General features: G+C 65.6%; 9 protein-coding genes. 7 read left to right on the forward strand and 2 right to left on the reverse strand.

What is annotated here, in order from left to right; genetic code table 11:
• Positions 1-21: 21 nt before the first annotated feature.
• Positions 22-13,461: a leukotoxin LktA family filamentous adhesin gene (locus tag NMQ16_RS10640; RefSeq protein ID WP_257080652.1), complete on the forward strand. Its 13,440-nt coding sequence runs from the start codon at positions 22-24 to the stop codon at positions 13,459-13,461.
• A 96-nt stretch (positions 13,462-13,557) separates the two neighbouring features.
• Here the strand turns inward: NMQ16_RS10640 and NMQ16_RS10645 are convergent, their stop codons facing one another.
• A complete protein-coding gene (locus tag NMQ16_RS10645; protein ID WP_257080658.1) occupies positions 13,558-13,896 on the reverse strand; it encodes a cupin domain-containing protein in 339 nt (112 codons plus the stop codon).
• Positions 13,897-14,232: 336 nt separating this feature from the next.
• Positions 14,233-15,552 (reverse strand): DUF1329 domain-containing protein, encoded by a 1,320-nt coding sequence (locus NMQ16_RS10650; protein WP_257080659.1) that lies wholly within the window; start codon positions 15,550-15,552, stop codon positions 14,233-14,235.
• An 882-nt stretch (positions 15,553-16,434) separates the two neighbouring features.
• Between NMQ16_RS10650 and NMQ16_RS10655 the strand changes: the two genes are divergently transcribed.
• From NMQ16_RS10655 to NMQ16_RS10680, 6 genes are read left to right on the forward strand one after another with little or no spacing between them, the layout of a single operon-like run.
• On the forward strand, positions 16,435-17,133 hold the full coding sequence (locus tag NMQ16_RS10655) for a CoA transferase subunit A (protein WP_069039860.1): 699 nt from the start codon (positions 16,435-16,437) through the stop codon (positions 17,131-17,133).
• A gap of 1 nt (position 17,134) precedes the next feature.
• Entirely contained in the window at positions 17,135-17,782 is a 648-nt protein-coding gene (locus NMQ16_RS10660; protein WP_257080660.1) for a 3-oxoacid CoA-transferase subunit B, read from the forward strand.
• On the forward strand, positions 17,779-18,216 hold the full coding sequence (locus tag NMQ16_RS10665; protein ID WP_257080661.1) for a hypothetical protein: 438 nt from the start codon (positions 17,779-17,781) through the stop codon (positions 18,214-18,216). Before NMQ16_RS10660 ends, NMQ16_RS10665 begins: the two co-directional genes overlap by 4 nt.
• The gene (locus NMQ16_RS10670; RefSeq protein ID WP_257080662.1) at positions 18,213-18,809 is read left to right on the forward strand and encodes a peroxiredoxin; all 597 of its coding nucleotides are present in this window, start codon (positions 18,213-18,215) and stop codon (positions 18,807-18,809) included. The genes NMQ16_RS10665 and NMQ16_RS10670 overlap by 4 nt, the downstream gene beginning before the upstream one ends.
• Before the next feature lie 20 nt (positions 18,810-18,829).
• Positions 18,830-19,459 carry a glutathione S-transferase family protein gene (locus NMQ16_RS10675; RefSeq protein ID WP_257080663.1) on the forward strand — a complete coding sequence of 210 codons (630 nt, stop codon included), beginning with the start codon at positions 18,830-18,832 and terminating at the stop codon, positions 19,457-19,459.
• A gap of 28 nt (positions 19,460-19,487) precedes the next feature.
• The gene (locus NMQ16_RS10680) at positions 19,488-20,141 is read left to right on the forward strand and encodes a glutathione S-transferase (protein WP_257080664.1); all 654 of its coding nucleotides are present in this window, start codon (positions 19,488-19,490) and stop codon (positions 20,139-20,141) included.
• The last annotated feature ends 89 nt before the right edge of the window (positions 20,142-20,230 follow it).

The following is a 20,230-nucleotide window of genomic DNA, read 5'->3' on the forward strand; positions in this document are numbered from 1 at the left end:
GCGGGCGGCGCGGCGGGCCTGGTGCTGATCGATCCGCTGAACATCGTGCTCAGCGCGAACCTGCTGCGCGGAGCGGGCGGCTACGCCGGCATTCCGGCCGGGCCGGACAATGGCGTCAGCGTCACGGGTGCCAACCTGCTGCTGCAGGCGGACAACAGGATCACGGTGAACGAAAACGTGACGGTATCCAGCCGCCGCGTCGCCGGAACCGACGCGGTGAGTCACGCGACCGGCGCTTCGGTCGGGCCGTCCGGCGACATCACCTTCGAAGCGAAGCACATCGACCTGAAGTCCGGCAGCAAGGTGCTGGCGCACGCCGACGGCGATTTCGCCCCTTTCGGAGGCGACATCCAGTTGCTCGCCACGGACAACCAGTCGACGCCGGTGCTCGGCTCGGTCGACGATTCCATCGCGTCCATCACCGTCAACAACGCCACCATCACGGGGCGCGATGTCACGCTGAAGGCCGACGCGAACGACAAGTGGGTGTGGACGGGTGAGGAATACACCGACGCGCTGCTCGACTTCCTCGACGATCTGGCGCTGGTGGTCGATGCCACGGTGTCGGTTGCCCACGCCACGATAGACGTCGATGGCGGCGCGCGCATCGAAGCGAGCGGTGATCTGAAGATCGAGTCGGTGGCGGTGACCGATGCTTCGATGCGGGTGGTCGGCTCCGTGCTCGGCATCGGCTATGGCGAAACCGACGCGCTGGCCACGGTCGACATCAAGCGCGCCACATTGTCGTCCGGCGGCGCGATGACGCTGCGCTCGCAAGCCGACAGCACGCTGCTGGTGAAGGTCGACACGATCAACACCGGCCACTACAACAACATGCTGTCGACGGCCAGCGAGTACGCAAACTTCGCCTTCGCCGTCGGCATTGCGAATCAGCGCGCCGAAACGACCGTGGGCAGTGCGGCGGTGATCGAGAAGGCTGCATCGCTCGCTGTCGAAGCGACCGGTGCCAAGTCGATCGAGGTGTCGGCCACCGGCAGTTCCTTCAAGGACGGCATGGCTTCGTCCGGCATCGCCGTGATGGTGAACACCACCACGATGACCGCTTCGCTGGGTGGCACCGTGACTGATGCCGGCAGCGTGAGCGTGACGGCCTCGCTGGCCGACGACGCACAGACCTCGGTCGGTGCGTCGGCCGGCACTGCCGGTGATCCGAATCCCGAAGAAGGTTTCAGCAACGCGCGCCCGATCGATGTCGCGCTGTTCGAAAAACTGACCGCCTTCGTCGCCGATGTGCCGAACAAGGACGCGCGCGCCGGATCGAGCGGCAACTTCGGCCTGTCGGCGTCCTTCGCATGGGTCGACAACAGCAACGCGGTGAAGGCAGAGATCGTCGCCGGTGCGGGGGTGACCTCGCGCGGGCGCGTCGACGTGTTCGCGAACGCCGAGGAGTCGCTGTCTTTCGAAACGTCTGCGGCTGTCGACGAGCGCTCGCTGGAAGCGCCTGACCCTGATAATCCGTTGCCGCCCGACGAACAGAAGGCGAAGACGGAAGAGAAAAAGAAGATCGCGATTTCCGGTTCGATCGCGGTGATCGACGTGACGCATCGCACCGATGCGCTGATCGGCGATGGCGCGACGGTGAATGCAGACGGCGCCATCACGGTCGCCGCCGACACGAAGCTGACGCCGTTCTGGACGCAGTGGCTCGATGCCTACGACACGCTGGACACGATGGATTGGGCCGACCCCGACGCGTGGACGAATCTTGGCAGCAATCTGTTCGACCTGATCGGCCAGCCGATCAATGCGACGTCGTGGGTGCAGAGTGGCGTCGAAAGCGAAAGGCTGTCGTTCGCCGGCGCGGTCGATTACTTCACCCTCGACAGCCAGGCCAACGCGAAGATCGGTTCGGCGCATATCAATGCCGGCACCGCACCGCTGTCGGCGGCGCAGGATGTCACCGTTTCCGCGAACGCCTCTCACGGCCTGCTGAATCTGGCGGGCGTGCCGGAAATCGATCTGACCACGCTGCCGGACGGTGGGTCGAACAGCGCTTCGGCCGGCTTCGGCGGCACCTACCATCACCTGACGCTGACCGGCGGATCCGACGCGACCATCGCGCGCGGCGCGACCGTGCGCGCCGACGGACTGGCGCTGCTGGCCGGCACCGATTTCGACCAGGTGACCATTGCCGAAGCGGCCGGCAAGGCCGGCAAGGTGTCGGTCCAGGGGGCGTTCTCGCTGATCGACAGCGATCTGCAAACGATTGCGCAGATCGCATCGGGTACCACGGTCAATGCGCGCGACGTCGTGCTGCAGGCGGTCGACGACAGCATGTCGATCAATGTCGCTGGCGGCGTGGCACGTTCGGGCAGCATCGGCATCGGCTTCTCGGTCGCGGTCAACGACCTTGACCGCACCACGAGCGCATTGATCGGCAACCGCCCTGATGAAACCGGGTCGGGCGGCGCGCTGACGGCTGCCGGAAACATCTTCCTGAAGGCGGTCACGGGCGCGACGCAGGGCGCGTTCACCGTGGCCGGCTCGCTGCCCGGCGGCGGTGACGAAAGCACGGACGGCAAGCCCGGCGGCGACGGCGCGAAAACCAATGTCAAGGACAAGGGCGAACAGGGAAAATCCGGCATCGGCATTTCGGCTGCCGTGTCGATCAACCTGGTCAATGACACGACCCGCGCGACCGTGGCCGATCTGGCCAGCGTGTCGGTCGCCGGGACGGAGGCCTCGACGCTGGACATCAATACCGATGCCGACGGCGTGACCGACCTGACGGTTGCGCTGACACACGGGCTCAACGCCGGTGCGCGCAACGACGCGCTGGCGCTTGCCGGCGCCGGTGCGCTGACCATCGCCACGGACAAGAGCGCAGGCCTGGGCGGCGCTTTCACCTGGAATCAGCTGGAAAAGATCACGCAGGCCACCATCGCCCGAACGGGGCTGACCTTCGGCGGGTCGGGCAATGTGCTGCTCGATGCGTGGAACGGCGGCCCGATGTGGTCGGTGTCGGCCGGCGTGGCCGCAGGGCAGAAGGTCGGTGTTGCCGGTTCCGTTGCCTACAGCAATGTGGACAACAGCACGCGGGTGTCGATCGACGGCGCCGGGGTGGACACCGGCGGGTCGGTGTCGCTGATTTCCAGTGACAGTTCGGACATCCGCAGCGTGGCCGGTGCCGCGAGCTATGGCGGCAAGGCCGGTTTCGGCGCCGCGGTGGCGATTTCCACGGTGGATTCCGACACCGTCGCCGAACTGGTCGGTGACGACACCGACAGCGATGACGAAATCGTGCGCGGCGCAGCCGGCGTTTCGGCGAGTGCCACCAGCGACAACGACATCGCGTCGGTCGCGGCCGCACTGAGTGCGTCGAACGGCGTGTCGCTGAGTGGCGCAGTGACGATCAATACGATCACGAACGAGACGCGTGCATCGAGCGACGCGATGGTGTTGAAGTCGGGTGGCGCGATCGCACTGTCGGCCAGTGACCTGTCGACGATCGAGTCGCTTGCCGGTGCGGTCGGGTTTTCGCTCAGCACCGCGGGCGTCGGTGTGGCCGTCGCCTACAACGAGATCGGCAACACGACGCGGGCGGCACTCGAGGACTCCCTGGTCGAGGACCGGACCGGCGAGGCCGTGGATACGCTGGCGCTGACGGCGACCAACACGTCGACCATCAAGTCGGCGTCGGTCGCCGGCGGTCTCGCATCGACCTTCGGCGGCGCCGGCTCGGCGTCGACCAACTTCAGCGATCAGACCCGCACCACCGCCGAGATCGTTGACTCCGATGTCGCTGCAGCCGAAGCAAACGTGACGGTCACGGCGACCGACACTTCGCTCATAGAATCGCTGGCCGGTGGCGTCGGGCTGGGCCTGTCCGCCGGATTCGGCGCTGCCGTCGCGGTGAACGACATCGGCAACGTGACGCTCGCCCGGGTGTCGGGCAAGAAGACGACCGATGGTCTGGATGTCGCCAGTGTCGTCATCAGCGCCGATTCGCTGGCCACCATCAAGACGGCATCGGTGGGGGTCGGTGCCGGCGTCAAGGTCGGCGTTGGGGGCTCGGTCGCGGTGAACCTGATCAGTTCCGACACGCGTGCGCTGATCGAGAACGGCGCGGTGATCGAGGCGCGCGACGATGTCGCCGTGTTGGCCGAAGCCGATGACCGGATTTCGGTTCTGGCCGGTGCGGCCGGCATCGGCCTGGCGGCGGCCGGGGTGGGCGCATCGGTGACGGTGAATGAGATCACCGGCACCACCGAGGCGGCGATCCGCAGCAGCGAGGTCGCAGCGCGCGCCCAGCAGGGAAGCGGCGTGAATGTGAATGACGGCGAGGTTGCCGGCGCCAACCTGCGTGACAGCATCGACGAAATGAATACCGAAGGCGGCGGCTATTCATCCAGCAATCCCTTCGTGGCGCCGGACCTGACCGCCTCGCGCGGCAAGGTGAACGTGCGCGGCATCGCGGTCAACGCCCTGGCCACGCATCACACCAGCACCGGTGTCGCCAACGTGGCCGGCGGGCTGTATGCGGGCGTTGCACTGACCGCGAGCGCGAGCGTGATCGGTGGCGAAACGCTGGCAACGGTGAGCGATTCGGTGCTGAACGGTGGCGACAACAGCGGCGCGTCGGCGCTGCAGGCGGTCAGCATCCGGGCGGCGGACCACGCCTACGGCAACACCTTCATCGGCTCCATCGCCATCGGCGCGGCGGGCATCGGCGCGTCGGCCGACGTCAACGTGTTCCAGCGCAACACCATCGCCAAGGTGACCGGCGGCGATACGCGTCGCGCCGACATCACTGCGAAAGGCAATGCCGACATCAATGCGCTGTCGGCGCAGGGTGTGGCATCCGTGGTGGTCGGCGCATCCGGCGGCGTGGTCGCCGTGGTCGGCAGCGGCTCGGTGGCAAAATTCACCAGCACCACGGAAGCCTCTGCGCAGCAGGCGGATTTCGAAGTCGGCTCGCTCGACGTCATGTCGCAGCACTTTTCGACCTTCCTTGTGGCGGGTGGCGGACTGGCGGTGGGCGGCGCTGCCGGCGCCGGCACGTTTGCGGTCGGCCTCGATGACAGCACCACGCGCGCGCGCCTCGAGGACACGACAGTCGACGCCGACGAGGCGGTGACAGTCACCGCAGGCACCACCACTGAAATGCGCACCTGGGCTGTCGGCGGCGCGGGCGGCGGCTTCGCCGGCGTGGCCGGTGCGGTGGCGGTCGGCATCATCGGCAGCACGACCGAAGCATCGGTGGTCGGCAGCGCCATCGGCGGCAGCGATGAGCGCGCTGCGAGCCTGCTGGTCAGCGCCAGCGACAGCGTCGTGACCGAAAGCCGGGCCGGTGCGGCCGCGCTTGGCGGCATGGCCGGCGTGGGCGCGGGTGCTTCGGTGACCAAGGTGGACAACACGACATCGGCGACCATCCGGGACAGCGATGTGTACGTCAGCGGCGACATCGATGTCATGTCGACAGCCGAACGCAAGCTGTCGAACCTTGCTGCTGCTGCGGCGGCGGGCGGGACGCTCGGCATCGGTGGCTCGGCCGCGGTCACGCTGCTCAATGCGACGATGAACGCGAACGCCGCCGGCGAACTGGACAACACCGACGGCGAGAACGAAGGCACGCTCAGTTCGGCGCAAAGCTTTTCCGACCGCGACCTGCTGTCCACCGACGAGGAGGGCGGCAATGTCCGCACGGCCGACAGCTTCTCCGAAACCGACATCGAACGCGTCAATGCGGCGGGCAAGGTCGCGACGAAGGACGACATCAACGCCGCGCCGGTGGGTGCCACGCAGGCCAGCGTGGTCGACGGCGACGGCAGCCGCGACACGCTGGTCGCCGGCGGCAACATCCGCATCGGTGCATCGGAAAAGGACCGCATCGAAGTCGGCGCCGGCGGCATCGCGCTGGGCGGTCTGGCAGGCGTCGGCGCATCGGTCGGCGTGCTCGACGTGCGCCACAACGTCGGCGCGACCACGGTCGGCGCCATCTCGCTGCAGGCCGATACCGGCGACATCGAACTGAGCGCGAAAACGGCCGAACTGCCGGACGACGATCCGCTGGTGCAGGCCGAACCGGCACTGCAGGTCGACAGCTTCCAGGCGGCCGGCGGACTGGTCGGCGTCGGGGCCGCCGTCGCCACGGCAGACGTGAACAACACCGTGCGTGCCGGGCTGGGTGCCGGGGCGCAGGCCACCGTCGGCAGCGCGTCGGGTGACGTGCGCGTGAGCGCCGACGACACGCTGGATGCCCGCGCCAAGGCAGAGGGCTACGCGGTCGGCGTGGTCGCGGCCGGCATCGTGATTGCGCGCGCCGACAAGAGCGGCAGCACGAGCGCGCAGATCGGCGGCCTCGATACCGCCACGGCGCAGACTGCCGCCACCGGCGTCACGCTGGCGGGCGGGCTGCTCGATGTGCGGGCGACGCGCGAAGACACGGTATCTGCCGAGTCGAAAGCCGGTGCCGGCGGTGTCGCGGCGGGTTCGGGCTCCGAGTCGCGCGCCGGCGCGCTGGGGACGGCGAATGCCGCCGTCGCCGACCGGGTGACGATCGCCGGCGCCGGTTCGGCGGTGTCGGTCACCGCCAACAGTACGCCGCAGGTCAGCGCGGTCGCCCGCGGCTACAACGGCTCGCTCGCCGTGTCGATCGGCGTGTCGCTGGCTGAAGCGTCGGCGTCGACGCAATCCTATGCAACGGTGGGCCGCTACAACAGCATCACGGCTGGCGCGCTGTCGCTGAATGCGGCGACACTGCTGCCGAGTGTTGGCACCAGTGTGGGCCACAGCGCCTACTCGTACGCCAACGCGACCGGTGGATCGCTGCTGGTCGGCGCCAATGGCAGTGACTCATACGCCGGCGGCACCTCGCTGGTCAACGCGACGATGGGCACGGGCAATGTGCTCGCGATCGCGGACAGCACGTCGCTGACCGCATCGAACCGCACGCGCCAGACGGCCGTCACCAGCGGCGTCACCCTCGGCGGACTGCTCGCGCTCGGGGCGAATCTGGCGGATGCCGTCGCGGGATCGATCACGCTCGCGTCCATCGACAACGGCAATACCGGCACGGTCGGCGACGCGCTCAGCGTGGTCGCGACCGGTCACGACGAAACTTCGGCCGATGCCGAAGCCGGCTCGGGCGGCATCATTGCGGGTGCAGCCGCCGTGGCGTCAACGCGCAATCTGTCCGATACGCAGGCGCTGCTCGGTGGTGGCGCGGCCGGCGATGCGCTGGTCACGGACAGCGGCGGGCGCATGGAAGTCCGCGCCGATCACATGGCGAGCTTCAATGCCCGCGTCGATTCGCTGTCGGCGGGTGTGGTCGGTGCCAGCGGCGCGCAGGCGCGCAACGACATCGACGCCAGGGTGGTCGCGGGCATCCGCGCGGGTGCGCATCTGAACACCTGGGATCTGGATGTGTACGCGCTGAACGAGACGCGCAAACCGTGGCTCACACGCGTGGAAGGGACTGCCGTCATCGACGTGTTCAACGTGTTTGCCGGAGCGGGTGGCCTGGCAGGCGGCGCGGCCGGGTCCGGCGAAACGCGGGTGGACAACATCACGCGGGTCGAGGTCGGCGACAACGCGCGGGTCAGCGTACTGGGCGATCCGGATGACGCGGGGCGCAGCGACTTCAATGCGGTGTCGGACGTGATGCTGCGCGACCGCGCCAAGCTGGAAGCGGGCGGGGCGATCAGTGCCGCCGATGCCGAATCCATCATCGAGGTGAACATCAACCCGCTGACCACCGCGGCAGGGGATGTCGGACGGACCGAAGCGCGCATCGGCAGCAATGTCGTCGTCGATACCGTGGGCGACTTCAATCTTGCGACGCGCGAAAACATCGATGTCGAGGCGCGCGCCAGTTCCAAGACCTGGGGTCTGGCGGCCTACGCCGATGGCTTCTCGAAATCGGACATCCACAGCAGGTCGACGACCTCGATCGGTGCCGGGACGGACATTCGCGCCGACGGCTTCATCAACCTCGGTGCCGGCCGCGATGCCGGCGGCGTGCGCAACCGCTTCTCGTCGGTCGCCTACACGGACCTGTACAACAACTCGCTGATTCCGATACCCGGCCTGGACTGGGGCGCGGACGGCCTGCTCACCCAGACCAACCGCATCGTCGTCGACGGCAGCCTGCGCAGCGTCAAGGACGTGAGCCTGATCGCCGACAAGGGCTTCGGTCACCTCGTCGACGGACATGGTGTGGCGCGTGACCTGTACAGCCAGGCGGCGAGTGCCATTGCCAGCGGTATCAGCAACCTGTTCGGTGGCGGCGACGTGTCGATCGAGCAGAACAGCGGACGCATCATAGAACAGTCGCAGGCCGGTGCGACAGTGAATGGCTTCATCGACGCCGGCATCCACAATCAGCGCTGGATGACCATCAGCGAGACGGATCCCGGTGGCGGTGCGCTGCCGCTGACGCTCAGCTCGCAGGTGTCGCGCGACGGCCAGGAGGCGAAGTGCCAGGCGCCCGGCGTTGCGGGCTGCGTCTACGACACCTATTCGAAGCAGTACTGGATCACGCGCTCCGACGGCCTCGACATGCCGGTCGCGCGCATCGAGAACCTGCAGGACAACCTGCAGACGCGCATCGACTCGCTGAAGGAAATCCGCGGTCAGTATCAGGGCGTGACCAGCACCGGCGCCGATGCGAGCAGCCCCGAGACGGTGGCGGCACTGACCGCCGAAATCAACTTCCTCGAGCAGCAGCTCGCCGATCTGTTCCCGGCGGGCGGCGCGACGGCATCGGTGTCCGACGCGGCCTTCATCATCCTGCCCGAGATGAGCGCACGCGGCGGCAACATCAATGTGATGGGCGACTACCTGGCGGGCAGCGGCCAGCTGGTGGCGCGCGGCGACGCGCAGATCCGGATCATCAACAACAGTTCGGCCTTCCTGCGCACCGATGCACTGACCATTCCGGAAGATGCGACCGGGCGGCTCGTGCTGAACAGCGTCGCCATCCTGAACACGCCGGGCACCCGCCCGACGACGGCCGACATCAACGCCGAGCTGAATGCCCGCAACAAGGGCGGCGCGGCCGGCTTCGGCAACGTCGACATCGCACCCGATTCGGCCGTGCCGCTGATCGAGGCGAGGAACACCTACATTCCGCTCGATGCGGACGCCCGCGCGCCGGACATCGAGGTGGTCGGCGACATCAGCAACCTGCTCGGCACCGTCACGCTGGAAAGCGAGCGCGGCAGCGTGCTGGTGCAGCCGAAGGACCCGTTGAATCCGCTGACGGCCCCCAATATCCAGGCGGCAACGATCAACATCACGGCAGGGCGCGATTTCGTGTTCAGTTCTCCGTCGGCCTTCTATCACACCGCCGGCGCCGCACGCGACCTGTGGGGCGGCACGCGCACGCCCAGCGGCGGCAGTGGCGGAACCGCCAACAATTTCGAGGATGGCAGCCTGTTCAGCGGCGCGGCCGACGACGTACGCATCGGCAACGGTGCGCCGACCATCGCCGGCAACAACATCTTCATCAGTGCCCGCTACCTGAACATCAACGGCCTGCTGCAGAGCGGCCTTCCCGACCGGTCGATCACGATCGACGCCGATGCGCGCGTCAATCTCGACATCGGCCCGTACAAGACCGCCACCACGCTGGCGCAGGCGAAGACGAATTACGACGCGCTGGTGGCCGGTGGCATGAAGCCGGCCGATCCGCGCTTCCGCATCACCGGCACCGACGGCAACATCGTCGCCTTCTTCAATGCCGAACTGAACCGCATCGAACAGGAGCCGGTCAAGGTCGAGGGCGGCAAGCTCGAACTGCTGGGCGAAATACTGAACACCGGTGGCGGCCGCATCGCGGCCATGGACGGTTACGGTCGCTTCGACATCGACAACCTCACCGGCTACGATATCGTCATCAGCGGACTGGACACCGGCAACGACATCGAAGGCCGCGTGCGCATCACCGATTACCTGCGCCGCTGGGACCCGGCCGCGAACGGCGGCTTCGGTGCCATCGTCAGCAGCCCGCTGCAGTCGAGCACGCCGACGACCGCCTACTACAACAGCCTGACGCCGGTCACCCGCATCGTCACGCGGCTGGGCGCCGATGTGCAGACGTCGGACGTCATCGTGACGACCGAAAGCACGCCGGCGGGCGACAAGTTGGTCGAACGTCCGGTGGCGTCTTATGTGGATCTGATCAACACGCGCAGCACCGGCTACGCGCCGGTCGAGGACCAGACCTATACCTGGGTGACCGGTCAGCGCAGCACGACGAACACCTACGCGCGCTACGAGAAGGAAACCAAGTTCTGGTTCTTCCCGGGCAGCTGGTCGATCGCGGATCGCACGGCCTATGTCGAGTATCCGGACGCGACGCCCTTGATGGAAGGCGAGTACACGAGAGTCGATCCGGCCCTTGGTGACGACGCCTATCGTTACCAGCGCAGGGACGTCACGACGTCCTACAGGGAGTGGTCGACCGAAAGGTCGAAGTGTTCGTGGTTTTTCTGCATCTGGAAATGGCACACCTACGAAGTCTGGAGCGATTTCGGCACCAAGCGCTACAACACCCACACGGTCAAGGCCGACCACCTGATCCCGATCAGCTTCATCGGCCACGACACCGGCGGCATCGACATCGTCAGCCGCGGCGATATCATCCTCACCGGCAGCCTGACCAACCGGACCGGTCTGGTTTCGCTCGATGCGACGGCGGGAGACGGGCTGCCCGGCGGCGCCATCGCATCGGAAAGCGCGCGCGGCACCATCACGACGGAAAGCCTGACGATGCGGGCTGCCAGTGGCATCGGCAGCGCGATTGCACCCTTGCAACTCAATCTGTCCGGAAACGGCAGCATCGATGCCGTGAGCGCTGGCGGCGACGTCGGCTTGCTGGCGGTGTCGGGTGACATGCGCGTGGCGCAGGCGATCACCGGTGCGGACGGCCGCGTGTTCCTGCAGGCCGATGGCGACATCGTGTCGGCCGGGGTCGGAGATGCCGTGCGGGTGCAGGGCGGTGGCGTCGAACTGGTGTCGCTGAACGGGCGCATCGGCAGCAACACTCAGGCGCTCGTCGTGCAGACGCAGGCCACGCTCCAGGGTGGCCTCGACTTCACCGCGATGGGCGACATCGTCGTGCTGCAGCCGGACGGCGACCTGCAGCTGGACAAGGTCGAATCGCTGACCGGGGACGTGACGCTGACCGCCGGCACTGGCCGCATCGTCGATGGCAACCGCAACGAGACGCGCGATACGCGTGCCGAAGCCGAGCTGGACGCCGTGTGGAAGAACCTGCGACTGCGTGAATCCGACGGCGCAGCCGACAGTCTGGCCGATGCGCTCAAGGCGCATCGCGCAGGCATCGACCGCGAGTACCGCGAATACTGGTCGCTGCGCAACGTTAAGCTGATCGAAGATCCCGCCAATGCCGGCAGCTATGTCTACCGGGCCGACGCCTACGATGCGGCCGCCGTGCCGCCTCGGCTGCGCGACCTGCACGACAAGCTGGGTGGCCTGGGCGTGACGCTGGCCACCGGAGCGTTGCCCGACTATGACGCCGACTTCCAGTATGTCGGGTCGGTCGACACGGACCGGACGCTGGCTGACATCTCCAACGGCACGCACGCATGGACCGACAACCAGGTGCGTTACGGCGTCAGTGCCGCGATCTACAACAAATCGGTGTCGGACACCGAAACCCGCATCGAACAGCCCAATGTGGTGGGTCGTCACATTGTGCTCAATGCCGCCGGTACGGCGGGGGGCGTCGGACGCGACGAAGGGCAATTCACGGTCAGCATCGCTGCACTGGCGACCCTCGATCCCGACCAGCGTCGTGCGCTGGCAGCAGCTGAAGCCGACGACGTGGCGGTCGACACGGTGGCGAAGACCGCCACCGTGCTCAAGCGTGATGACGTCGATGTGTCGACGACTGCGGACGGCAGCGTGACGGTGAATGCACGCGGCCACGTATTCCTCGGGGCCGACGACTACGAGCGCAACGGCACGGCGCTGCCGGGCGACATCAATCTGGTGTCGCTCGATGCCAGCGGGGGCGGTGCCGACTACAGCAAGACGATACGTCTCAAGGTATCGGGCGGCATCATCGATGCCGGCGCGGGTGCCGTTCCGAATCTGCGCGGCGGCAGCACCATTCTCGAAGCCAGCCACGGCAGCATCGGCAGCGCAGCACGCCCGGTCAGTCTCGATCTGGGTACGGCCGCGACGCTGACGGCGCGCGCGGCGAGCGGCATCTGGCTGAATGAATTGAGTGGTCCGATGCGCGTGGCAGAAATGTTCGCCAGTGCCGGCGGCATTCACCTGACCAGCGCCGGCAGCATTCTGGATGCCCGCGGCGCGCAGCGTGTCGTGGCGCTGCAGACGGAGGAGGGCGACATCGACCTGCGCTCGCTCGCCGGCAGCATAGGTGCATCGGGCGAGGCACTGGTCGTCGCGCCGGGCAACGGTTACGTGGTCAATGCAGAGGCGGCGGAGGACGTGCATCTGTCGGGCATCACCACCGCCGATCCTGACTTCTCGTCCGATCTCGCAGTGGGCGAAGTGAAGGCCGGTGGTGATGCGTCGGTCACGGCAATCGGCACGGTCAGCGGCGGCAGCGTCCGTGCCGTGCGCGGCAATCTCGACCTGCGCGCCGGTCAAAGCGTGACGGTGCGTGAAGCGACGGCCGATGCGGGCAACGCAAGTGTGTTCGCCGAACAGGACATCCTGATGGATGCGGTGACCGCCGGCCGGGGCGTGCGACTGGAAACGATCAACGGTCGGGTCAGTGTGAAGCGGCTGAGCGGCGACACCATCGACATCATCACGGATGGCGACATCGAGGCGGGCGCGCTCGAAGTCGATTCGCAACTATCGATCGGCGTCGGTTCGATTACTGCAAAAATCGTTCAAACCGGCACTTCGGGTCCGCTGCTGATGAACGTGACGGGTCCTGGCGGCGGGATGGCGCGCTGGGTTGATCTGACGTTCGACAGTCCGATCGGTACGCGCTTCGAGCGGCTGTATTCGCAGGACGCGCGGATCGAGACGGAACGTGGCTGGCTGGAAGTGCTGGATGGCCGGATCGACAACCAGGCGCGCTTCATCAATCCGCTGAGCAATGTTTACATGGACAACGCGACGACGGTGATCGAGCCGGCGGACATCCAGCTCAATGCGCCGGACGGGCAGTTTGCGCTGCGTCTTGAGCGCTACCGTCTGGTGACCGACGAGACGGCGCTGACGCGCAGCTCGCTGCACGAAGTGGTCAATGCGACGGACCCGGACAACAGCGGTCGGGAGGAGTCGCGCAACGCGATCGAAGGTCGGGTGCCGAATCCGACGCGCCCGCAGGCGGTGAATGTGGTGCCGGCGCTGTCGCAGATCGCGATCAACAGTCCGCTGGACATTCCGGCCGTGAATTCGGGCGATGAAGAGACGGAAGAGGACGCCGAGGCCCGTCGCGCAGCGGAGGAAGAAGCAGGCAATGAAACCCCGAAGGAGACCGCACCGTGAAGCGCGCGCGCAGGCAGGGCGAAAAGCGGTGCAAGCCGGGAGAGAGGTGCGCTGCCGGCAACGTGGACCGTTACCGCCACCGGCAGCGCGGAGGGATCATTCGGCCGGGATGAAATCGAGGCCCTTCGACAGGACGAACATCACCGTGCAGCCGGTGTCGGTCGTGTGCGGTCCATGTGCCGTGCCGGCCGGTGCCGTGAATATCGAACCCGGACCATAGGCCTTGCCGTTTTCGATGAACTGACCGTCGAGCACATACGCGACCTCATCGGCCTGCGTATGCAGATGTGATTGCACGCACGAGCCCGCGTCGAATTTGTACAGCACGGTGGATGCCGTCGTCGCGAGTTCGCCGTCGATCACCTTGAAGTACACGCCATCGATACCGCTGGGTTCCCATGCGAGCGAGTCGGCGTGGAATTCCTTTGTATACATGCACAGTCTCCTGGGGTGCCCGGTGTGTACCGGGTTCATTACATTAGTGGTCTAACGAAGAAGCACGGGCCATGCCACGCGCGGTGTCACGGCTGCGCGCCGTATCCCGGGAGGACGTCGTTCATCCGGGGACGAAAGTCGGACCCCGTCCGATCACGATGACCGATTTCCGGACCGGAGCAGGGTTGATTCGGGGAGCCTGCACCATGCGCGGGCCCCGAGATGACCCCGGCACGCTCGGCGTTCGATCACCTGGCGTTCGGGTTGCAACCGCCGCCGGACAAAAGGCCCGTCCGCGCGCAGCTCGGACGGGCCTTCGGGTCATGGCCTGCGGTCTTACTTGCCGGTTGCGACTTCTTCCAGCACGTTGAGCGACACGTCGGTTTCCTTGACGCCAGCCGGATTGGACTTCATGTTCGACGACCAGTTGGTGGCATGGCCACGCTTGACGTCGATGATGTGTCCGATCACGGGCATGACCGCCTTGTAGCCGTCGTCGCCGATGTCAGGCCGGTTCTGGAAGATGAACATCTTCCAGAATTCGCCCTTGCGGTCTTCCGCATAGCCCAGATACGGGCGCGGGAAATCGACTTCCATGTACACCACCTTCTTGCTGTAGGGGTGTTCCGGGGGCGGGATGCCTTCAACGACGTAGACTTCACGCGGCTCCCAGCCGATGTCCGGCGCCGGGTTGAAGTGCGGCGGAATGTCGATGCCGATGCGCGGGAAGCGCTTGGCCGGCTCGGTGAAGGGCTGCTTCACGTCCACACTGATTTCCGGGCTGTGTGCGATGGCCAGCACCCAGCGCTTTTCCAGCAGCTTGTTCGACACATACTTCGTCGGGGCGGCATCCCAGATGTCCCAGTCGTCATACAGCTGGTCGGTGCCGCCGATCGGGTCCATCCACGCGCCGCCCGACAGGCGACGCACGCGACGCACCGACTTCAGGTAGGCGTAGGAATCATCCGGCACCTTCGAGTCAGCCTGGTTGTAACGCACCGAGAACAGACCCAGACCGCGGATGTCCTGCGGGTAGGTCGCCACGAAGTAGGTCTTCTGCGAAATGTCGCCCTTGCCGACGGTGATCGGGCCGCCGTCAAGACGCCCTTCCATGTAGTAACGACGCGACTGGAAGGCCTGCACCCGCTCGTAACCCTTCTTCGCATCGAGGAAGGCCCAGGCGATGTCGCGCAGATCCATCGTGGCGCCGTAGGTGGCGGCACGCAGGTTCCAGATCACCTTGTCGCCGGCGTGCGGGTCGTCCATCTTGATGGTTTCCGGCGGGAACAGCATGCCGGCCTGCCACCCGGTCACCGTACGGTCAGCCGGATTGAACTTCACCGTGTTGATGTTCTTCTTCGACCACTCCACGTACTTCGGATCCATCTCGATCTTCTTCGAGTTCGCGAGCTTGATGGTCAGGTTGTAGTTCTTGATCATCCACTCGAGCTTTTCCGGGACCATGCTGGCGATGGTCTTGTTCTCGAAGGTGTCGTTCTTGATGCTTTCGTAATTTTCCTTGTTGATCACGAAGCCTGCGGGAAGCTCCTTCGCGAAGGCGGGGCTCGCGCCCAATCCGATCGCGAGTGTGATCGCGCCTGCCATGCCTGTTCGCAGCGCACTGCGACGTGGCGTCTGGTTGCCTTGGTTTTGCATCGTCTCCTACTCCTTTGGTCTGTGGTTCAGGATCAAACGAAAGATCGGCGTCCGGTGAAATCCGTCAGCGGGGAAGGCTTCTGCATTCCGCCATGGCCGATGTCTGACTGAAGGACGACGTGTGTCGCCCGCGACCTCCCTACATGTCCGCCTCCCGGACCGGGGGCGGACTATGCGGCGTTGCGCTGTCATGACGGCGAGGTCGTTGCCGTCCGCCAGCCTTGCATGGGGTGGGTGTCCTGCACTGGACGAGATTCGTGGCGCACTGCGCGCGGTGACGTGTGGTACGGCAAGGAACGCGGCACGCGGCCCCACGCTGACACGGCATCGCTCTGGATCGGGAATCTCGTACATGCATTCTGAAACCGGAATATTCATGTGTCGCACCGGCTTGCTGTTCGCGGATGCGGTCATCGGGCACGCCCCGAAAAGGGTGCCGTCGCCGCGAGGGCGCCGCACCGCTTTCGACAGGGTTTTCGACAGACCTAAGATTTAGCATCGGATTCCTTAGTGTGCAACCTGTTCCTCGGTTGACCGCGTTCTTTGCGGCACCCGGCGACATGCAGCCGCTGCGCAGGCGGTTGCAGGCATTCATCATTGATGCCACCTCTACGGCATGCGCGTTCATCCGGATGCAATCGGTCGGCTGAAAGTCGAACCCCGGACTGATGGCGACGGATGATTTCCGGACTGCCCACCGTCCGGACAGGTCGTCACCGTTCGGACGCACGTGTATTTTAGATTCAAAAACAAGGGCTTGTGATGAGTGCGCTGCAGCATGCCTGCGCAGGCACAGGCTTTGCTGGCCGCTACTGCTGGTCGGCGGCACACCGACACGGAGTGTTGCGACCAAAAGTGCGTGCAGGCACAAGGAGGAGGCAGATGAAAAAGCTTTACCCGGACGCGGTCACCGCGCTCAAGGGATTGATCACCGACGGCCATACGCTTGCCGTGGGCGGTTTCGGTCTGTGCGGCATTCCGGAACTGCTGATCAACGCCGTGGCAGACAGCGGCGTGAAAAATCTGACGGTGATCAGCAACAACGCGGGCATCGATGGCGTGGGTCTCGGGCGATTGCTCGGCAACCGTCAGGTGCATCGCATGATCGCTTCATACGTCGGCGAGAACGAGGAGTTCGAGCGTCAGCTGCTGTCCGGCGAACTGGAGGTCGAACTGACGCCCCAGGGCAGTCTGGCCGAGAAGCTGCGCGCCGGCGGCGCCGGCATTCCGGCGTTCTACACGCGTACCGGTGTCGGTACGCCGGTGGCGGACGGCAAGGAAACGCGCGAGTTCGGCGGTCAGCGCTATCTGCTCGAACATGCCCTGCGCGCCGACGTGTCGCTGGTCAAGGCGTGGAAGGCCGACGAATCGGGCAACCTGATCTACCGCAAGACCGCGCGCAACTTCAATCCGATGGTGGCGACGGCAGGCAAGGTAACGGTGGTCGAGGTCGAGGAACTCGTGCCGACCGGCGCGCTGGATCCGGATCAGATCCACACGCCCGGCATCTTCGTGCATCGCATCATCGTGAATACCGCACCGCTGAAGCGCATCGAAAAACTCACCACAAGGCAGCAATGACATGGCCTGGACACGAGACGACATGGCGCGCCGCGCCGCGCGCGAGCTGAAAGACGGCTATTACGTTAATCTGGGCATCGGCATGCCCACGCTGGTGGCCAACCACATTCCGGAGGGCATGGATGTCTGGCTGCAGTCGGAAAACGGCCTGCTCGGCATCGGCCCCTTTCCGCTAGAAGGCGAAGTCGACGCCGACCTGATCAATGCCGGCAAGCAGACGGTCAGCACCATCCCCGGCAGCAGCTTCTTCAGCAGCGCCGATTCTTTCGGCATGATCCGCGGCGGGCACATCAATCTGGCCATCCTGGGTGCGATGCAGGTCAGCGAACACGGTGACCTGGCGAACTGGATGATTCCGGGCAAGCTGGTCAAGGGCATGGGCGGCGCGATGGATCTGGTGGCCGGTGTGCAGCGCGTGATCGTGCTGATGGACCACTGCAGCAAGGCGGGCGAACACAAGATTCTGAAGAACTGCGATCTGCCCCTGACCGGCGTCGGGGTGGTCAACATGATCATTTCCGATCTGTGCGTGCTCGTCGTGACGCCGGACGGACTGGAACTGCGCGAACTCGCGCCGGGCGTCAGCCTGGAAGAGGTGCAGGAAAAGACCGGCGCTCCGATCCACACCGCGCCTGTGGTGATGCGATGAAACCGGCGGCCGCTTCAACGAAGTCGGCCGCGCGGCCCGCCGATGCGGGGCGCACCCTCAGCCGCGAACAGCTGGTCGAAGGCTATGGCCTGCCGCTGAGCCGCTTCGGTGTGTTCGAAGCGCTCGGAATCATCGTGCCCGAGGGCGACGATGGCTTCCGCTGCGACGACGACGACCGTCTGATCATCGCTGCCGCTGCCGTGCAGCTCGGTTTCGACGAACGCGAATTGGGCGAGTTGATGGAGCTTTACGACAACACGACCCCGCAGGATCGCGCCTTGCCGCGTTTCATGAAGCTGCTTGCGAGTTACCAGCGCCTGATGGCTTGGCGGCATCCGGAAGGCTGTGACCCCGACACGCTGGCGAGCCTGGCGCGTCGGCCCTTCCGCGCTGAACAGTTCGGTTTCGGTGAGTCGGGAAAGGGCCGGGCGTGAGTGCGCTGGTCGGGCGTAGCGCCCCTGAATTCACTGAGAGCGCGGTCTGGCCCGACAACGAATTCCGGCCGTTTCGCCTCGCCGACTACAGGGGGCGGTATGTGGTGCTGTTCTTCTACCCGCTCGACTTCACTTACGTCTGTCCGTCGGAGCTGATTGCGTTCGAACATCGCATGGCCGAGTTCTCGCGGCGTCAGGTGGATGTGGTCGGGTGTTCGATCGACTCGACCTTCTCACATCTTGCGTGGAAGAAGACGCCGCGGGAGGAGGGCGGAGTCGGTCAGCTCAGCTATCCGCTGATCGGCGACGTGACCCACTCGGTTGTTCGGGCCTTCGACGTCGAAGGCCCGACCGGCGTGGCATTGCGCGCCACCTTCCTGATCGACAGGGAAGGCATCGTGCAGCACCAGATCGTCAACAGTCTCGCCATCGGGCGGGACATCGATGAACTTCTGCGCGTCATCGATGCACTGCAGTACACCGAACGTAACGGTGAAGTGTGTCCGGCCGGCTGGCAGAAGGGCAGGGTCGGCGTAATGCCGACTGACCGCGGTGTGGCCAAATACCTCGCCGAACATTCGGACATGTTGTGACAACAAGGAGGATTGCCCCGATGAAACTGTACGACTGGCATGCAGCACCCAATCCGAAGCGCGCCCGCATGTGCATTGCGGAAAAGGGACTCGACATCGAAATCATCGAAGTCGGTGGTGACGACCTGAAGCTGCGCCCCGACTACATCGCGAAGTTTCCGCAGGCCATGGTGCCGATGCTGGAACTCGATGACGGCCGCCAACTGGGTGAATCGATTGCCATCGCGCGCTATATCGATGAGATGTACCCGTCACCCCCGATGTTCGGCCGCAATGCGTATGAGCGTGGCGTCGTCGAAATGTGGGAGCGCCGTGCGTTCGACGAAGGCATGATGGCTGCCGGCGAGGTGTTCCGTAACACGCACGAAGCCTTCATCGACCGCGGTCTGCCCGGCTTTGCCGTGCCGGTGCCGCAGATTCCCGCGCTGGTCGATCGCGGCCGCATGCGCCTGGAACTGTTCTTCCGGAAGTTCGACGAGCAACTCGCCAACAACCGCTTCATTGCGGGGGACATGTTCTCGATCGCCGACTGCACGCTGTTCTGCAGCGTCGAATTTGCCTTCTGGTCCGACATCAAGATTCCGGCCGATTGCAGGAACCTGCAGCGCTGGTTCGACGAAGTCAGCGCCCGTCCGAGCGCCAAGGCCTGATCCGGCTGACGATTCAGGGGACGCGCAGGTGATAGATCTTTACACCGCACCGACACCGGAAGGATGGAAGGTGTCGATCGCGCTCGAAGAGTTGCGCCTCCCCTACATCGTGCATCCCGTCGACGCCTGCAGCGATCCGCAGCTTGCGCCGGATTTTCTGCGCATCCGCCCGTGCGGTTGCGTGCCGGCCATCGTTGATCGCACAGCCGGTGATCAAGCGGTGATCGAGTCACGGGCCATCCTGCTTTATCTGGCGGAAAAGACCGGACGCCTGATGCCCCGCGACGAAGCCGGTCGCGCCCGGGTCGAGCAATGGCTCGCCACGGATTTCGCCAACCCGGTATCCGGCGGCGTTTCCGTCGTGACACGACGCGTCACATCCGACCCGGCCGGCAAGGGCGGCGCCTCACGAAGCGAACTGCGCGTGCTGTTCGCCCGCCTTGATGCGCAACTGCAGGCAGACGAATACCTCGCCGGGGATTTCAGCATCGCCGATATCGCCCAGTGGGCGTGCGTGCGCATGCATGCCTGGTCCGGCATCGACATGACGCCCTATCGCGCGCTGGCGCGCTGGATCGAAAAGATATCCGCGCGCGAAGCATGTCGCCGCGGTGTCTCCGTGCCGCGACCGTTCGAACCGGCCGAGCAGGTCTATCGCGTCAAGTCCATCCTCTTGCGCTGAGCACGCGCATCCGGACTTCCATCCGGCGCTTTTCCGGCGGCTCGCGAAGCCCGGACTGCCTGGCGGAAGTGCCCGCGTTTTCGCCCCCT

The organism is Methyloversatilis sp. XJ19-49 (assembly GCF_024580145.1).
Lineage (GTDB): Bacteria > Pseudomonadota > Gammaproteobacteria > Burkholderiales > Rhodocyclaceae > Methyloversatilis.